This is a genomic window from Desulfitobacterium sp. PCE1 (assembly GCF_000384015.1).
Taxonomy (GTDB): domain Bacteria; phylum Bacillota; class Desulfitobacteriia; order Desulfitobacteriales; family Desulfitobacteriaceae; genus Desulfitobacterium; species Desulfitobacterium dehalogenans.
The window spans coordinates 1,949,058-1,963,922 of record NZ_KB913023.1 but is presented as its reverse complement, the minus strand read 5'-3'; the positions used below and the strand labels follow the sequence as shown (position 1 = coordinate 1,963,922).

Here is a 14,865-nt window from a genome sequence, read left to right as displayed (position 1 = left end):
TTGATTTCATCAGTATTTAAGTCTTAAAGTATCTTAAGTACTCAAGGTTTATTATTCTTTCCTCGGATTTTGTCATATAGGACATATTATACTGTGAGAGGCTCATGCTTCGGAATAGAACTAAAGACCCAAGGCAGACCTATGGCGAGGCCCATTCTGGCCTATTGCTTCATTCTATAGCCCCTGCTCCCTTTTTATTCTTTCCATTTCCTTCCTTAATTGTACTACAGTTTCGTCCCATGTTCCAGAATTATCGATAACCACATCCGCTTTTTTTCTCTTTTTCCCTAAAGAGTATTGGGCTTGAATGCGCAGTTCCACCTCTTCCGCACTTAAGGCGTCCCGCTGCATAACCCGTTGTTTTTGAATATATCCCGGGACCCAAACCACCCATAACTCGTCCATCTGGGACCCATACCCTGCTTCGAAAAGCAAAGGAACATCCCAGACACAGAGCCTCTCCCCCGCCCGTTCCAGAGCTTCTTGTTCTTTTACCATGGCCACTCTGACCCGGGGATGAAGAATTTTCTCCAATAGTTTACGGGCTTGGTCGTCGGCGAATACAATTCTGCCTAAAGCTTTGCGATCGATTTTTCCTGTATCCATCAGGATATCATGACCAAATGCAGCCGTAATGGCTGCAATCGTCTCAGGTTCATGATAAAGTTCGTGAACTGTACGATCCGCATCAATAATCGGAATACCTTGTTGGGAGAGCCACCGGGAGACTGTGGATTTTCCGCTCCCGATTCCCCCGGTTAACCCAATGACCCACATAGTATCACACCTCAAATTCATTCATTATAGTAATCAAATCAGTTTTCCCAGGGCGATGAGAATAAGCATGGTTCCCGGCAAAAGGCCCAGCTTCCCTAAATGCTCTTCGGGAAGTTTACCTGCTAAAGCCTGACCCAATTTGATCATAAAAATCTGCGCCAGGGCTACCCAGGCAATAATGGACAAAGAATTAAGAATTCCCACGGCAAGACCTAATACCAAACCGGAGGCAAAAGCATCCAAGGATAACGCCGTCCCCAGCAGCAGACTTTCTTTAACGCTGATAACCCCTGAGCCATCAAGATCAGCCTGTTCCGGAGTCTTGAGAACCTGTACCACAATGCCGAGTATTTTGAATTCCAGTTTAAGGATCGGCTCTCTGACAGCCAGGGTACTGGCAGGCACAGCCTTTGGAGCATCTCCTCGAATCAAATGCTGAATGGCCTTTATCAGTTGATAGCCCCCTAAGGTAAGTAAAATCCCAGCCCCCAAAAGATTCGGCGGGATAATTGTAACAACCCCCATGAGGATATCCCCAAAAAACACCGCTGTTCCCATGGCTACTACTGTACAAAGAGTTATGACCAACATCGAAAGAAGGGGAATTCGGATTCTCCGTATTCCATAAGATAACCCTACGCCAAATCCATCAAAACTTAAGGCTAAAGCGAAGAGTATTGTAGCTCCCATAATCATCCTCCTGTAAGTACTCTTTATCTTGCAGGATAATATATGGGTAAACTCTTCTTATGGTGCCCCTATTCCTCTGTTATTTCTAACCACTCTATCATAGTATTATCCAATAAAGCCTTTTTTTCCTCAAAAAGATGGTGAAGTTCCAGAGCTTTTTCATAATTGGAGGTTACCGCAGACATCTGTTCTTCTAAGGACTGTATTTCTTCTTCCAGTTCAGTAATCTGCGTCTCTAATTGTTGAGCTTTTCTCTGGCGCCGTCTTGCTTCGCGGTCCGCTTCTTTTGAGTTATCATAGGAACGGGTTCCTGCGGCCGTACCGGGGGAAGTGCTCCCACCTGAGGAAGCAGCCTCTTCTTCCTGGACTTGAGCCTTATACATACTATAGTCCCCTTCGTAGACTTTAAGTCCCTCAGGAGTCAAACGGGCTATTTTATTAACCACCCGGTCCAAAAAGTAGCGGTCATGGGAAACTATCAAGAGGGTTCCATCATAATCCTGGAGTGCTTCTTCCAGGACATCCCGCATACGGGTATCCAGGTGGTTGGTGGGCTCGTCCAGGAGGAGCAGGTTCCCTTGGGAGAGGAAGAGTTTGGACAAAGCCAGCCGGCTTTTTTCTCCCCCGCTTAATACGGAAACCGGCTTAAAAACCTCTTCTCCTACAAACCCGAATCGAGCCAGCAGACTGCGAATCTCCGGGTCAAGCAGATCGGTGTCCCCCCGGATTTCATCTATGATGCTGCCCTTGCCCTGCAATTCCTCATGTTCCTGGGAATAATAACCCAGCTTGACATTGGCCCCCAGGCGAATCTCACCTTTATAGGGCAGTGAACCTTTAATGGCTTTGAGCAAACTGGTCTTGCCAATCCCATTTTCTCCGAGAAGGGCCACCCGGTCTCCACGGCGCAATTCCACATTAACCCCATGGAACAACTTCCGGCCGGGAAACTCGATGGATACCCCCTGGATCATGAGGGTCCGATCCCCGCTGCGCCGTCCCGTCGCCAGGGAAATATGCAAAGACTTAGGATTTTTATTCACCTCGACGGGCTTAATCTTTTGGAGCTGAGATTCCCGGCCACGGGCTTGCTTGGATTTTATTCCCGCTTTGTAGCGCCGGATGTATTCCTCCAGGCGGGCAATCTTTTTGCTTACCCGTTCCGCTTCCCTGGCCAGGGTGGTCTCTTCCACCGCCCGTTGCAGCTCATACTCGGAATAGTTGCCGGGATAGCTCTTCAGAGAGCCATTTTCCAAATGAAGAACTTTCTGAACCACATGATCCAGGAAATAACGATCATGGGAAACCACTAAAATCGCACCGTCATAGCCTTTCAAAAATCCTTCCAGCCATACCAAGGCATCCATGTCTAGGTGGTTGGTCGGCTCATCCAGGACCAGAAATTCCGGAGAACGCAGAAGGAGTTTGCTCAAAGCAAGCCTTGTTTTTTGTCCCCCGCTCAAGTGCTGAATGGGGCGCTCAGCTTCTTTCGAAAGTCCAAGACCGGAAAGGATCTTGCGCACCTGGGCTTCCAGCGCATACCCCCCCATGTTTTCAAAACGCTCAGTGAGGGCACTGTACTGATCAAAAACTTTCCCATCTGTTGCATGAGCCATCCTTTCTTCAAGGACATGAAGCTGTTCCTTCATTTCAATGAGATCAGCCCGTTCTGCCAACATGCTCTCCCAGACGGTTCCCTTATCTTCAACTAAAGGATTCTGAGGAAGGTATCCCCACGTTCCCGTAAGAAATACCTCTCCGCTTTCCAGAGGGTGCTCCCCTAGGCAGGCCCGCAGCAGGGTCGTCTTTCCCGCCCCGTTGGGTCCTACCAGCCCCACCTTCTCTCCCTTCTCTACAGCCAAGGTTACTTGCCGGAAAAGGGCTTCCCCGGAAACATCCACGCCGCAACTCCGACAGTAAAGAATACTCATATCATAATAACTCCTTTTGTAATATGCTCGGGTCATGTAGCTTTATGGGTCATTAGGGTCTCTCTTTTCAGGGGTAAATTTATAAATAATAGTTTACTGCAGCGGAATCAGCTTTACCTCTGACAGCGGGGGCAAAACACAGTTGACCTGCCGGCCAGACGAATTCTTTCCAGAGTATGGCCGCAACATTTACACGCTTCTCCCCCACGACCATAGACATTCAATTCCTTTTGAAAGTCGCCTTTTTCTCCATTAGCATCCTGATAATCCCGGAAAGAGGTGCCATTGGCGGCGATACCCTCCTCAAGAACTTGACAAATGGCAGTATAAAGCTTCTCTGTCTCCTCTTTCGTCAAAGAATTGGCACACCGCTCCGGGGCAATCCCCGCCCGAAATAAGGCCTCATCGGCATAGATATTGCCGACTCCCGCCAGAAGGTTCTGATCCAAGAGGGCTGCCTTAATAGCCAGCTTGCGGGGAGCCAGGCGCCGTGCCAATTCTTCCGCGCTAAAGCCGCCTTCTAAAGGCTCCGGACCCAACCGGGCTAAGGAGGGTTGTTTGAGGCGTTCCTCAGTTCTCACTAACTGCAGCCGGCCGAATTTGCGCGTATCGGTAAAATGAACCTCACCTGAAGATAGCTTAAGAACCACATGGGTATGCTTTTCCGGTTCTTGTCCTTGGGCGTGGTAAACCAAGCGTCCTGTCATGCGCATATGAGCGATGAAGGACCAGCCCTCTTCTAAGGTAAACAAAAGGTATTTCCCACGTCTTTCGATACTTTGAATCCTCAATCCCTTGACAGTATCTGCAAAGGTTTTCCCTTCATATCCCTCTACAGCACCTGGCCAGCGAATCAGGATATCCTCAATCCTTAGATTAAGAATGCGCTGGCACAGGCTTCTGCGAATGGTTTCTACTTCTGGTAGTTCCGGCATAATTACACCTTCATGATTAAAAATTATTTGCTCCAGCTCAATCCATGATTAGAGCGTTTTTCACTCAAAAGAATAGGACTCCATATCATACCAGTTCGGACCGGTCTTACACTCTACGGTTAGAGGGACAGAGAGAGGAAAAGCGTTTTCCATCTCGTCACGGACCACTTTAGCCACTTCTTCAACATCCTCAGGAGCTACTTCAATCACCAACTCATCGTGGACCTGCAAGAGGAGATTGGCTCGATAAGGCTTCAAGGCCTCAGCTACGCCCAGCATAGCCAGTTTCATAACATCTGCGGCAGTTCCCTGGATAGGAGTATTCATGGCGATCCGCTCCCCGAATTGACGCTGCACCCGGTTGGGGTGCCGTAATTCAGGAATCCGGCGCAAACGATTGAGCAAGGTGCGAACCTGTGCTTCTTCCTTAGCCTTGACCACGATCTCTTCCAGATAGCGTTTGACTCCTTCATAGCGATGGAAGTATTTCTCGATATAGGTTTTGGCTTCTTTACGGGGTACACCCAAATCCCTGCCTAAGCCAAAATCTGTCAACCCATAGATCAACCCGAAGTTAACAGCCTTGGCTTTGCGGCGCATATCCTTCGTGACATCCTCCATAGGAACCCCGAACACCTCTGAAGCGGTACGGGTATGAACATCCTGATTCAGAGAGAAGGATTCGCAAAGGACTTGGTCTTGAGAATAATGGGCTAAAATCCGCAGCTCAATTTGGGAATAATCCGCTGATAAAAGCACCCAGCCTTCTTGAGTAGGGGTAAAGACCTTCCGCAATAATCGCCCAAGCTCAAGGCGTATCGGAATATTTTGCAGATTAGGCTCCGTACTGGATAAGCGGCCGGTAGCTGTTACCGTCTGCTGGAAGGTAGTATGGACTCTTTCTTCGTGAATCTGAGCCAGCAAGCCGTTGACATAAGTGGACATAAGCTTGCTTAACTGACGATAGTCCAATACCTTATCCACGATAGGATGTTGGGTCCTTAACTCTTCCAATGTATCTGCATCCGTGGAGTAACCGGTTTTGGTCTTTTTCATGGGGGGAAGCCCCAATTTTTCAAAGAGGATATGACCCAACTGCTGGGGAGAGTTAATATTAAAGGTTTCCCCCGCATCGGCATAGATCTCTTGCTCTAAACGCTGAAGCTCCACGGTCAACTCTTGACCGAATTCTTTCAGTCTTTGGACATCCACCGCAATCCCCTGCTTTTCCATCCGTGCCAAGATGGGGCTTAAGGGTTCCTCCATTTCATGAAGAAGAGCGCTCAGGCCAAGTTCCTCAAGGGTTTCCTTATAGGAATCTACCACTTGAGCTAAAGCGGAAGCTTCTTCAGCCAAATTCCCGAATTCCCCCACACCAGGGATATATTCCTTAACCAGTTCCAGGGACTCAAATTTGTTGCGGGTAGGGTTAATTAAGTAAGCCGCGAGACTGATATCTAAAGCTACTCCGCGTAAATTGATCTCTTCATTAAGGAGCAGACTATAAAGCAGTTTGCTGTCTCCTACTTGCTTGGAGACAGCAGGGTCTTCGAGCAAGTGAATGAAAGCCTGCCGAACCTCAGGATCTGCGTCGGTCCAGTTGAGGATAAAGGATTCTCCTTCTGCAGCCATTCCCCAGTCGGTGACCTTTCCCCAATGAGGATTTCCCCCTGTACTGCCATAAGTTAAAATAAGAGGTGTTGTATCAGCCTGCCATTTTGCAAGCTGCACCAGCCACTCTTCTGTACTCAGTTCACGAAGAGGCCAGGGCTTCAAAGCTTCTTCCTGAGCAGTGCCTCTCTCCTCTTCTCCTATCCCATGATGTTCATGCCAGATCCGGGCTACGCTTTTAAGGACATACTTGTCCAAAGCCCCTGCAAAGACTTTTTCATCCGGGCGGCGATAGGCCAATTTATCCAGGTCAATCTCCGTGGGTATGTCATAAAGCATAGTGGCCAGTTTCTTACTTAAGAGAGCCTTATCCGTGTTATTGCGCAAATTCTCCTGGAGCTTCTTTCCAGAGATATTGTCAATGTTCTCAAGAACATTCTCCACACTGCCGTATTCCCACAAAAGCTTCAGGGCTGTTTTTTCCCCTACTCCGGGCACACCGGGAATATTATCGGAAGCATCTCCCATCAGTCCTTTAAGATCGATGATCTGGGCTGGCCGGAGTTGATACTTTTCGTAGAGGGCCGCTTCGTCATAGGCATCCACCTCTGTAATCCCTTTGCGGGTCAGATAAACCGTGGTTCGGGGAGAAATAAGCTGCAGGGCATCCCTGTCCCCCGTATAAATCTGAGTTTCCCATTCCCTTTTCTCAGCCATAGAGGCTACCGTCGCGATGATATCATCGGCTTCATAGCCTGCGCACTCCAGAATAGGCATGGAAAAAGCAGTCAACAGCTCTTTGAGGAAATCAAATTGGGGTTTTAGAGCATCGGGAGTCTCTTTCCGCTGGGCCTTGTAATCCGCATATTGCTCTATTCTTACCGTAGCCTTGGTCTTATCAAAAGCCACAACCCAATAGTCCGGTTTTTGTTCGAGAAGCAATCTCAGCACCATGGTCATAAAGCCATGAAGCACATTGGTCGGCTTTCCATCGGCTGTGGTCATCATCGGTAAAGCATAAAAAGCCCGGTTGGCTAAACTATTTCCATCTAATATAAGGATTTTTGACATGTAAAAAACCCCTTTCTTTCCGACTTTACTATACCATACCGAAGGATACCCTGCCAAACCCTTTACCTCTTTTTCGTCCATGACGCCGGATGAGCAATATTATATAATTTAAAGTACATTGTAACAAAACCCTGTTCATTTGACACTAATTCTATGAAAGGGGGAAAAGTATGGCTGATTCAGTCATTCAAAGGGTCTATGAACAGCATAAAGATGCCGTCTATGCTTATCTATTAAGCCTTACTCATAACAAACCCCTTTCAGAGGATTTGACCTCGGAAGTTTTTCTTAGTGCCATTAAATCCCTGCCTGGGTTTAAGGGGAGATCCGATCTTAAAACCTGGCTGTTCTCTATAGCCCGCTACACATGGTATGGGCATTTAAGAAAAAGCAAAAAAGAGCTTACCTCGGAAGATTTAATGGGAGTCTATTTTTCCGATCCTGCCGGTCTGGAATCAACGATCCTCTCCAAGGAGCTGATGGACAGGATTTATGATTTGCTGAACCGGGAGCCTGACAAAAACAGAGATATTGTTTTGATGCGGATTGAAGGCTATTCCTTTTATGAGATAGCCCGGAAGCATCAGATTTCGGAAAGCTCGGCAAGAGTCCTTGATTTTCGCACCAAGAATAAAATCAGAACGATCCTGTTAAAGGAGGGATATACCTATGAATAAGATTTCCTGCCCTGTCTGCCTGGACTTAATACCTCTGGTCAAGGATGGTATCGCCAGTGAAGACAGCCGCCTACTGGTGCAGGAGCACCTTGCAGGCTGTGAGCACTGTTCGGATAGTTGGGGAGAAAAAACTGAGGCAGATATGGGGGCAGATACTGCTATGGATGACACAGTAGTGTTAGGCAAAATCAAAAAACAAATGATGTTATTTCTGCTTAGCATTATGTTGGCCGGAACGCTGCTGGGAATGGTCATCTCCAACGGTATGCATATGTTCTACAATGGGCTGATCATGCCTGCCATAGGCGGCTTTGGATATATGCTGTTCAAAAGGAAAGCCTATTTTGTTCCTCTGGGCCTGTTTGCCTTCTCCTTTATCTGGGTATTCGTTCGTGGACTCATCGACGGAATCCTGACCTACACCGGCATCATTGACTTAATTTCCATGTCCGCCTGGTGGTCCGCCATTTTTTCCGCTTTCAGTGCAGTTGGGGTTCTGATCGCTTGGCTCTTGCATTATGCATTTAAGAAAGAGGTGTAGAAAATTATGAACATCAAAAAAATACTGGCGGGAATCACCGGAATCGGCTTGATTGTGCTGCTGTTCCTATTTGTCAACGCCTGGGTGGGCAACCCCGTCTCCAATTTATTGGCCAAACAAGCCGCTCAGAAGTATATTGACGCCAACTACAGCGACCTGAATCTGGAAATCCAAAGCTCCAGCTATAACTTTAAGTTCGGTGCCTACCAGGTTTTTGTGCAGTCAGCCTTAAGTGAGGATACCGCTTTCAGCATCGATACCGACAGTTTTGGCAAGGTTTTGCGTGATAACTATGAAAACGAAGTCGCCAGTAATTTTACCACCTTCAGGCGGCTGGATGCCCAGATGCGGGAGATCGCCAAAGAGCTAATCGGCAGCAGGCTGGACTATGATTTTGAATATATCTCCTTCCCGTTTACAAAGGATGACCATGATCTCATGAAGCTTGAGCGTGACATGAAGCTGGATATTCATCATCCTCCTCTGCCCCTTATAGCGGACGTTACCCTCTACAGCGATGACCTTTCCTACAATAAAATTGCCGAAGTAGCCAAAGCTTTGGAGATTGTTCTCAAAGAAGAGAATATTCCGGTCAGCCAGTACAGCGTTCGCCTCCTCCCCCTTGCCAATAAGCCCGAAAAGGAAGATCAAGCAACCTCTTGGGTAAACTCCCTTTCCCTTTCTGATTTCCCCGCAGAGCGCATGGATGAAAAAAATCTGCCCCAGGTGATGGAGCAGTTTGAAGCAGACCGGGTGGCGGAGCTCAACGCAATGGATAAAAAATAAAAAGTAGCCGGCCATGCGCAGGCGGCACCAAAAGATGAAAAAGCTACCCGAATCGGGTAGCTTTACTCACAACACATCCTTCTACACTGGGGCGGGTAAAATTCTAAAACCCATAAAACAATAGAGGAGAAGAGCTATCAGGACAATCATCAATAGAGTGCCTAAGACACCTTTCAATAAGGATGTGATCATTCCTTTCCTCCACCGATCCGATAGTTTTTTAACCGCTTCGGCTTCGTTTAAATTCTGCTCTCCATGGCTCATGAGCAGTTCATCATCCATCGTCTGTAATTCTGCTTTGCAGCTATCACAATAAGCAAGGTGCTCTTCAACCAGGTTTTTGCTATCGTTACTGCAGACATTATCGTGGTACAAGGGCAGTAAATCCTTAATGATCTCACAAGATATTTTCATTTCATTGCCTCCTGTAATTGCTTTTTTGCTCTATAAAAGATCAGTCTTGCCCAGCTATCGGTTTTTCCGAACAACTCACCGATTTGAGAAAATGGCAGTTCCCCGAATACCCTTAAAGTAAAGACCTCTTTGTACGGATCGCTTAGATTATGAAGCAGACTATGTAATCGTCTGGCCTCATCTTTATCGAGAAAATCTCTTTCTAAATCTGCTGATAAATCCGGTATATCCATATCAAGACCCGGAGCCATCCGCCTTTGCTTATTGGAAAGCGAGAAATATGTATTTTTTGCAATCTGACAAAGCCATACATATAATCTGCAACTTCCATTGAACTGATTGATATGCCGCATCGCTTTGAAAAAAGTTTCCTGTGTAACCTCTTCGGCAATGGCCTCGTTCCGACATAGGGTCAGCACATATTTATATACATCAGAAAAGTATTCTGTATATATTTTCCCAAAGTCCGTCACGTTCTCACCTCCCATCTATAAGACTTAGCTTATGTAAAAGCGTTTCAAAGTTTTTTATTTTTGTCTAAGTTGCTGAATGAGGGGCTAACTATGATTTGCTGCATGAGCATCTTTTATTTACTCACAACAAATAGCAAATAAAGAAATACACTCGCATCCGTAAAAAATGCTGGGCTTCCCTGTGGAGCCCGCGGGCTATCCATTATCGCGCCAATCAGGGATTTGAAGAAAGCGGAGTTGCCCTGGCGGTGATACTTCAGGAAATGGCACCTCACGAGGTATCCGGTGTAGCCTTTACAGTCAATCCTTTGGCCGGAGAAGCCAATGAACTAATGATTAATGGAGCTCCTGGCTTAGGGGAGGCCATAGTCCAGGGTGAAATTATCCCCGACCAATGGTTGGCAAGAAAACCGGATGGAGCGGTGCTTCGGTTTACACCTGCACCTAAACCCGGACAAATACCAGCGGTTACTGCGGGGTATAAGCGACCACTGCGAGGGTGTCTAACCTCACTGCAGATTCGTGAGCTTGCCGGTTATTGTCTTAGTATTGAAAAGCACTTTGGAGGGACACCTCAAGACATTGAATGGAGCTATGGTGATGGAGCCTTTTACTTTCTGCAAAGCCGACCTATCACCACCCTTCAATAGCAAAGAAGATAACCCAAAATAAAGAGAGACACTCTGCCAATCCGTCCCTTGGAGAAAGCAAAGTGTCTCTTAACTTTAGAATCCTTATTCCCTCTTCTATAGTCCCAACTCTTCCATGACCTGCTTCAGCCGGGCTACATGATAGGGTTTGCTGATTTCATCACCATGAAAATAACAGTCCAAAATATCCGCATCTTTCACGATTTCCTCTAAAGGGCTGCCCACCTTATCCTTTTCGGAGTGGCGGATTACCGCCTGGATAATCCCTTTTTTATTCTCATCCGTTAAAGAGGAACCAGCCAAAAAGCGCCGGACCGGCTCTTCTCCGTGGAGGGCGTGATCCCTCTGCAATCCGGTGTACCAGCGTCCAATATCATGAAGAGAACAGGCCAGCGCCGCCAGCTCCAGATCAACGCCGCGCTTTTGCGCCAGCAAGCGACCCATTTGAGCACAGCTCGTGGCATGGGTCCGCTCCCAGGCTATGGGATAGTCCCGATCCATTTCTTCTTGCTCTAAATTCCCCAGAAGCTCATTGATTTTCTCCATATGATTAATGAATTCCCATTTCATCTTCATCCCTCTTTTTCCTTGTCTTCCTTCTGTCTTCACTATACCATACCAGGAATAACCTGCCAAACCCAGGCCCAAAAAGAAAGATGTCTCAATGACGGATACATAATAACGGGGCCATTAGGTAAAATAAAATCAGAAACTCCCACTAAAAAGTTACAACAGGAGGTCAGGTATGTCTCTTAAAATTTTAAACACCGAGAAAGCCCCTGGGGCCATAGGACCCTACTCACAAGGAACACAAGCCGGTAATCTGGTCTTTACTTCAGGCCAATTGCCCTTGAACCCGGCTACAGGAGAATTAGAAAGCGACATCCGTACAGCAACCAAACAATCTCTGGAAAATATAAAAAACATCCTGGAAAGCGCCGGCTCTTCCATGGACAAGATTGTTAAGACCCTTATTTTCCTCCGGGATATGAATGATTTTGCAGCGATGAATGAAGTCTACGGCTCCTACTTCCCTTCGAACCCACCGGCCCGTTCAGCTGTACAAGTAGCGCGTCTTCCCAAGGATGCTATTATTGAAATCGAAGCGATTGCCTTAGTTTAAGGCTTATGTGGCGTGAAACTTATACAGTGAATACCCAAATAATAAACTCCGTATTGCAAATACGGAGTTTATTATTATTGGTAAGGTTTGCTTGATTTCTAAGGAACCATCGGACTGACATCTTCTCCCTTTTTAGGGTCGAGGCCAATGGGTTTGAGCTTGCAGAGAAAATGACGTAGGACCTTGGGTTCATAAACGAATTCCAGACCTTTAATCTGATCACGGCGTTCCGCGATTTTAGCCAATCCATCCACAATGACATCCATATGCCGATCCGTATACACCCGTCTTGGAATGGTCAGGCGCATGAATTCAGCTCCGGCAACCTTCTGTTTTCCTGTATCCGGATCCCGGCCCAAGAGAAGAGAACCTACTTCGACAGCACGGACACCGGTTTCGATGTACAATTCATTGGTTAAAGCCTGTGCCGGAAATTGGTCACCCGGGATATGGGGTAAAAACCTCTTAGCATCCACGAATACTGCATGTCCGCCCACAGGCCATTGAATGGGGACACCACGTTTCCTTAGCTCATCGCCTAAATACTCTACTTGACCGATTCGGCTTTCCAGATATTCTTCATCTATGCCTTCATAAAGACCAACGGCTAAAGCTTCCATGTCCCGGCCTGATAAGCCGCCATAGGTTACAAACCCTTCCATAGGTACACAAGTGGCACTTGCCGCTTGAAAGAGCTCGGTATTGTTTTTGATGCCAATAATACCGCCCATGTTGACAATGGCATCCTTCTTCGCACTCATCGTAAAGGAATCCCCGCAAGAATACATTTCAGTGACGATATCTTTAATAGTGGCACGCTCATAGCCTTTTTCACGCTGCTTGATGAAATAGGCGTTTTCAGCAAAGCGGGCCGAGTCTATATTAACAAAGATACCGTATTTATCCGCAATCTGCTTTACGGCACGAATATTCTCCATAGAAACCGGCTGCCCCCCGGCAGAGTTACAGGTAACGGTGATGATGATAAAAGCAATCTCTTCTTTGCCTTTTTCCTGAATGAACTTCTCGAGTTTTTCTAAATCAAAATTTCCTTTGAAAGGATGTTCTTTTTGGGTATCAAAGGCATCCTCAATGACTAAGTTTATGGGAACCGCACCGTTGAGTTCAATATGAGCCATAGTCGTATCGAAATGCATGTTTCCCAGTACATATTGTCCTTTATGTTTAATTAAGTGGGGAAAAAGAACTTTCTCAGCGCCACGGCCCTGGTGTGTCGGAATCGTATATTCGTATTTGAAGATATCTGCTACAGCATCTTTAACTTTGTAGAAGGACTTGCTTCCGGCGTAGGCCTCATCCCCAAGTAACATCGCCGACCATTGATGATCACTCATGGCTCCTGTCCCGCTGTCTGTAAGTAAATCAATATAGACATCTTCAGCCTTCAGGGCGAAGGGGTTATATCCCGCTTCCTGCAATGCCCTCTCACGCGCTTCCCTAGGTATTATGCGCATTGTTTCAACCATTTTTATACGATAAGGTTCTGCTTTTCTAACCATAGAAATCCTCCTTTGCTATTATAGGGAATTCAAGGTTATTTTCCCCTTTGAATTTTCTTTTATGACCGTTATATATTTCCACTGGCCAACCTGCCGACTATTCCCTATGGGTCGATTTTGTCTCGGGATTACGTCTTAAGAACTTATACCCGATATAGAGAATAATAATCCAGATGGGTCCAATATACAGGGAATAAACCATATCAGGAATATAAGCCATCAGCACTACGACCATAGCCAAAAACGCCAGGGCAATATAGTTGGAAATAGGAAATAGAGGCATCTTAAAATGTAATTCATCCTCTCTCCCCTTTTCTGCTTCCACTTTCCTGAACTTAAGCTGCGTTACCAAAATCATAGCCCAGTTAAAGATACCGGCAATGGTCGCAATGGAAATGAGATAGAGAAAAACCTTCCCTGGAACAAGGAAATTGAGGATAACCGCTATTAAGGTTACGGCAGAAGAAGCAAATACCCCATTAATCGGTATTCCATTACGGCTTACTTTGGTCAAAAACTTTGGAGCATTCCCTTGCAGGGCTAATCCATGAAGCATACGTCCATTACTGTAAATTCCGCTGTTATACACTGAAAGAGCCGCTGTTAAAACGACAAAGTTTAAGATATGAGCCGCTGCGGGTATGCCAATTGCGGAAAAGATTTCGACGAAGGGACTTCCTGCCGTTCCGATTTGATTCCATGGGTAAAGAATCATGAGGATGGTCAAGGCACCAATATAGAAAATCAGAATCCGCCATACGACCTGGTTGATAGCCTTAGGAATGGAGCGCTTAGGATCGTCTGCTTCTGCTGCCGTAATCCCGATCAGCTCAACCCCGCCGAAGGAAAACATCACAATCACCAAGGATAGGAGCAATCCCCATATTCCGTTGGGCAAAAAGCCTCCGTGTGCCCAGAGATTGCTGAATCCTACAGCGCCGTGAGTCCCTATTCCAAAAAAAATCATAACCAAACCAAAGGCAATCATCGCCAGAATGGCTACAACCTTAATCAAAGCGAACCAGAATTCGAATTCCCCGAAAGCCTCAACATTGATGAGGTTGATTAAGGTAATGATCACCAAGAAAGCCAAGGCCGTTACCCACTGAGGAACATTAGGATACCAAAAGTTGATATACACTCCCACAACCGTTAATTCAGCCATACTGACGGCTATGTAGTTAAACCAATAGTTCCACCCTGAAAAAAATCCCGGGAAATCACCCAGATACTTATAAGCAAAGTAGGAAAAGGCTCCAGCTACAGGCTGATCGACACACATCTCTCCTAATGCCCTGACAATAAAAAAGATAGCCGTACCGCCCATGAGGTAGGAGACGATAATCGCCGGACCAACCAATTGAATCGTTGTCGCCGAACCATAAAACAACCCTGTTCCAATCGCGCCACCCAGAGCGATCATCTGAATATGTCTGTTCTTGAGACCGCGGTGCAGTTCTACTCGATCATGATGATCTTTTTCTGAACTCATTTTACATCCCCTTTCTGAGACAGATGGACTTAAATCCAAGCTTAGATTAACCTTAATAGGCCTTTTAAATACACCTAAAGAGATGTAAATTCGGAAAATCGGTGAGGTATAGCAAAGGATAAACTCAGTTTTATAGTTTTTTAAATGAAGGCTCACAATTAAAATAGGCGGGAA

Annotated in this window: 15 protein-coding genes; 5 read left to right on the top strand and 10 right to left on the bottom strand. The window is 46.4% G+C overall.

The annotated features are described in order from the left end of the window. Positions 1-174: 174 nt before the first annotated feature. The 5 genes from coaE to polA all read right to left on the bottom strand — a co-directional run bounded on the left by coaE (position 175) and on the right by polA (position 7,015). Complete coding sequence (coaE, locus tag DESPCE1_RS0109730; protein ID WP_019850352.1) at positions 175-777, bottom strand: dephospho-CoA kinase; 603 nt, start codon at positions 775-777, stop codon at positions 175-177. A 33-nt stretch (positions 778-810) separates the two neighbouring features. Beyond that, on the bottom strand, positions 811-1,467 hold the full coding sequence (ytaF, locus tag DESPCE1_RS0109725) for a sporulation membrane protein YtaF (protein WP_014793829.1): 657 nt from the start codon (positions 1,465-1,467) through the stop codon (positions 811-813). A gap of 68 nt (positions 1,468-1,535) precedes the next feature. Then, complete coding sequence (locus DESPCE1_RS0109720; protein WP_019850351.1) at positions 1,536-3,398, bottom strand: ABC-F family ATP-binding cassette domain-containing protein; 1,863 nt, start codon at positions 3,396-3,398, stop codon at positions 1,536-1,538. Positions 3,399-3,511: 113 nt separating this feature from the next. Further along, positions 3,512-4,333: a bifunctional DNA-formamidopyrimidine glycosylase/DNA-(apurinic or apyrimidinic site) lyase gene (gene mutM, locus DESPCE1_RS0109715; protein ID WP_014793827.1), complete on the bottom strand. Its 822-nt coding sequence runs from the start codon at positions 4,331-4,333 to the stop codon at positions 3,512-3,514. A gap of 60 nt (positions 4,334-4,393) precedes the next feature. Further along, on the bottom strand, positions 4,394-7,015 hold the full coding sequence (gene polA / locus DESPCE1_RS0109710) for a DNA polymerase I (protein WP_028305527.1): 2,622 nt from the start codon (positions 7,013-7,015) through the stop codon (positions 4,394-4,396). Between the two features lie 170 nt (positions 7,016-7,185). Here polA and DESPCE1_RS0109705 point away from each other — a divergent pair, with 170 nt between their 5' ends. From DESPCE1_RS0109705 to DESPCE1_RS0109695, 3 genes are read left to right on the top strand one after another with little or no spacing between them, the layout of a single operon-like run. Then, positions 7,186-7,692, top strand: coding sequence for an RNA polymerase sigma factor (locus DESPCE1_RS0109705; protein WP_014793825.1), 507 nt, complete (start codon positions 7,186-7,188; stop codon positions 7,690-7,692). Then, positions 7,685-8,233 carry a zf-HC2 domain-containing protein gene (locus tag DESPCE1_RS0109700; protein WP_014793824.1) on the top strand — a complete coding sequence of 183 codons (549 nt, stop codon included), beginning with the start codon at positions 7,685-7,687 and terminating at the stop codon, positions 8,231-8,233. Before DESPCE1_RS0109705 ends, DESPCE1_RS0109700 begins: the two co-directional genes overlap by 8 nt. Before the next feature lie 6 nt (positions 8,234-8,239). Next, positions 8,240-9,019, top strand: coding sequence for a hypothetical protein (locus DESPCE1_RS0109695; protein ID WP_019850349.1), 780 nt, complete (start codon positions 8,240-8,242; stop codon positions 9,017-9,019). Positions 9,020-9,100: 81 nt separating this feature from the next. On the opposite strand, the gene DESPCE1_RS0109690 is transcribed toward DESPCE1_RS0109695, so the two are convergent. Further along, positions 9,101-9,433, bottom strand: coding sequence for a zf-HC2 domain-containing protein (locus tag DESPCE1_RS0109690; RefSeq protein ID WP_019850348.1), 333 nt, complete (start codon positions 9,431-9,433; stop codon positions 9,101-9,103). Continuing rightward, positions 9,430-9,906, bottom strand: a complete 477-nt coding sequence (locus DESPCE1_RS0109685; protein ID WP_019850347.1) for an RNA polymerase sigma factor — start codon at positions 9,904-9,906, stop codon at positions 9,430-9,432. Before DESPCE1_RS0109685 ends, DESPCE1_RS0109690 begins: the two co-directional genes overlap by 4 nt. 137 nt (positions 9,907-10,043) lie before the next feature. Between DESPCE1_RS0109685 and DESPCE1_RS21315 the strand changes: the two genes are divergently transcribed. Continuing rightward, positions 10,044-10,556, top strand: coding sequence for a PEP/pyruvate-binding domain-containing protein (locus DESPCE1_RS21315; protein WP_084813863.1), 513 nt, complete (start codon positions 10,044-10,046; stop codon positions 10,554-10,556). Positions 10,557-10,652: 96 nt separating this feature from the next. On the opposite strand, the gene DESPCE1_RS0109675 is transcribed toward DESPCE1_RS21315, so the two are convergent. Continuing rightward, complete coding sequence (locus DESPCE1_RS0109675) at positions 10,653-11,126, bottom strand: HD domain-containing protein (RefSeq protein ID WP_019850345.1); 474 nt, start codon at positions 11,124-11,126, stop codon at positions 10,653-10,655. A gap of 175 nt (positions 11,127-11,301) precedes the next feature. Here DESPCE1_RS0109675 and DESPCE1_RS0109670 point away from each other — a divergent pair, with 175 nt between their 5' ends. Continuing rightward, complete coding sequence (locus tag DESPCE1_RS0109670) at positions 11,302-11,679, top strand: RidA family protein (RefSeq protein WP_014793819.1); 378 nt, start codon at positions 11,302-11,304, stop codon at positions 11,677-11,679. Positions 11,680-11,777: 98 nt separating this feature from the next. Here DESPCE1_RS0109670 and DESPCE1_RS0109665 read toward each other — a convergent pair whose 3' ends face one another. Both DESPCE1_RS0109665 and DESPCE1_RS0109660 read right to left on the bottom strand, forming a co-directional pair. Next, positions 11,778-13,199: a tryptophanase gene (locus tag DESPCE1_RS0109665; protein ID WP_014793818.1), complete on the bottom strand. Its 1,422-nt coding sequence runs from the start codon at positions 13,197-13,199 to the stop codon at positions 11,778-11,780. A 97-nt stretch (positions 13,200-13,296) separates the two neighbouring features. Continuing rightward, on the bottom strand, positions 13,297-14,691 hold the full coding sequence (locus DESPCE1_RS0109660; protein ID WP_014793817.1) for an amino acid permease: 1,395 nt from the start codon (positions 14,689-14,691) through the stop codon (positions 13,297-13,299). Between the last annotated feature and the right edge of the window lie 174 nt (positions 14,692-14,865).

Coding starts and splice junctions, on each gene's coding strand:
- polA (WP_028305527.1), bottom strand. CDS start 7,015: ATGTCAAAAATCCTTATATTAGATGGAAATAGTTTAGCCAACCGGGCT.
- DESPCE1_RS0109670 (WP_014793819.1), top strand. CDS start 11,302: ATGTCTCTTAAAATTTTAAACACCGAGAAAGCCCCTGGGGCCATAGGA.
- ytaF (WP_014793829.1), bottom strand. CDS start 1,467: ATGGGAGCTACAATACTCTTCGCTTTAGCCTTAAGTTTTGATGGATTT.
- DESPCE1_RS0109660 (WP_014793817.1), bottom strand. CDS start 14,691: ATGAGTTCAGAAAAAGATCATCATGATCGAGTAGAACTGCACCGCGGT.
- DESPCE1_RS0109705 (WP_014793825.1), top strand. CDS start 7,186: ATGGCTGATTCAGTCATTCAAAGGGTCTATGAACAGCATAAAGATGCC.
- DESPCE1_RS0109675 (WP_019850345.1), bottom strand. CDS start 11,126: ATGAAATGGGAATTCATTAATCATATGGAGAAAATCAATGAGCTTCTG.
- DESPCE1_RS0109690 (WP_019850348.1), bottom strand. CDS start 9,433: ATGAAAATATCTTGTGAGATCATTAAGGATTTACTGCCCTTGTACCAC.
- DESPCE1_RS0109700 (WP_014793824.1), top strand. CDS start 7,685: ATGAATAAGATTTCCTGCCCTGTCTGCCTGGACTTAATACCTCTGGTC.
- DESPCE1_RS0109720 (WP_019850351.1), bottom strand. CDS start 3,398: ATGAGTATTCTTTACTGTCGGAGTTGCGGCGTGGATGTTTCCGGGGAA.
- coaE (WP_019850352.1), bottom strand. CDS start 777: ATGTGGGTCATTGGGTTAACCGGGGGAATCGGGAGCGGAAAATCCACA.
- DESPCE1_RS0109665 (WP_014793818.1), bottom strand. CDS start 13,199: ATGGTTAGAAAAGCAGAACCTTATCGTATAAAAATGGTTGAAACAATG.
- DESPCE1_RS0109695 (WP_019850349.1), top strand. CDS start 8,240: ATGAACATCAAAAAAATACTGGCGGGAATCACCGGAATCGGCTTGATT.
- mutM (WP_014793827.1), bottom strand. CDS start 4,333: ATGCCGGAACTACCAGAAGTAGAAACCATTCGCAGAAGCCTGTGCCAG.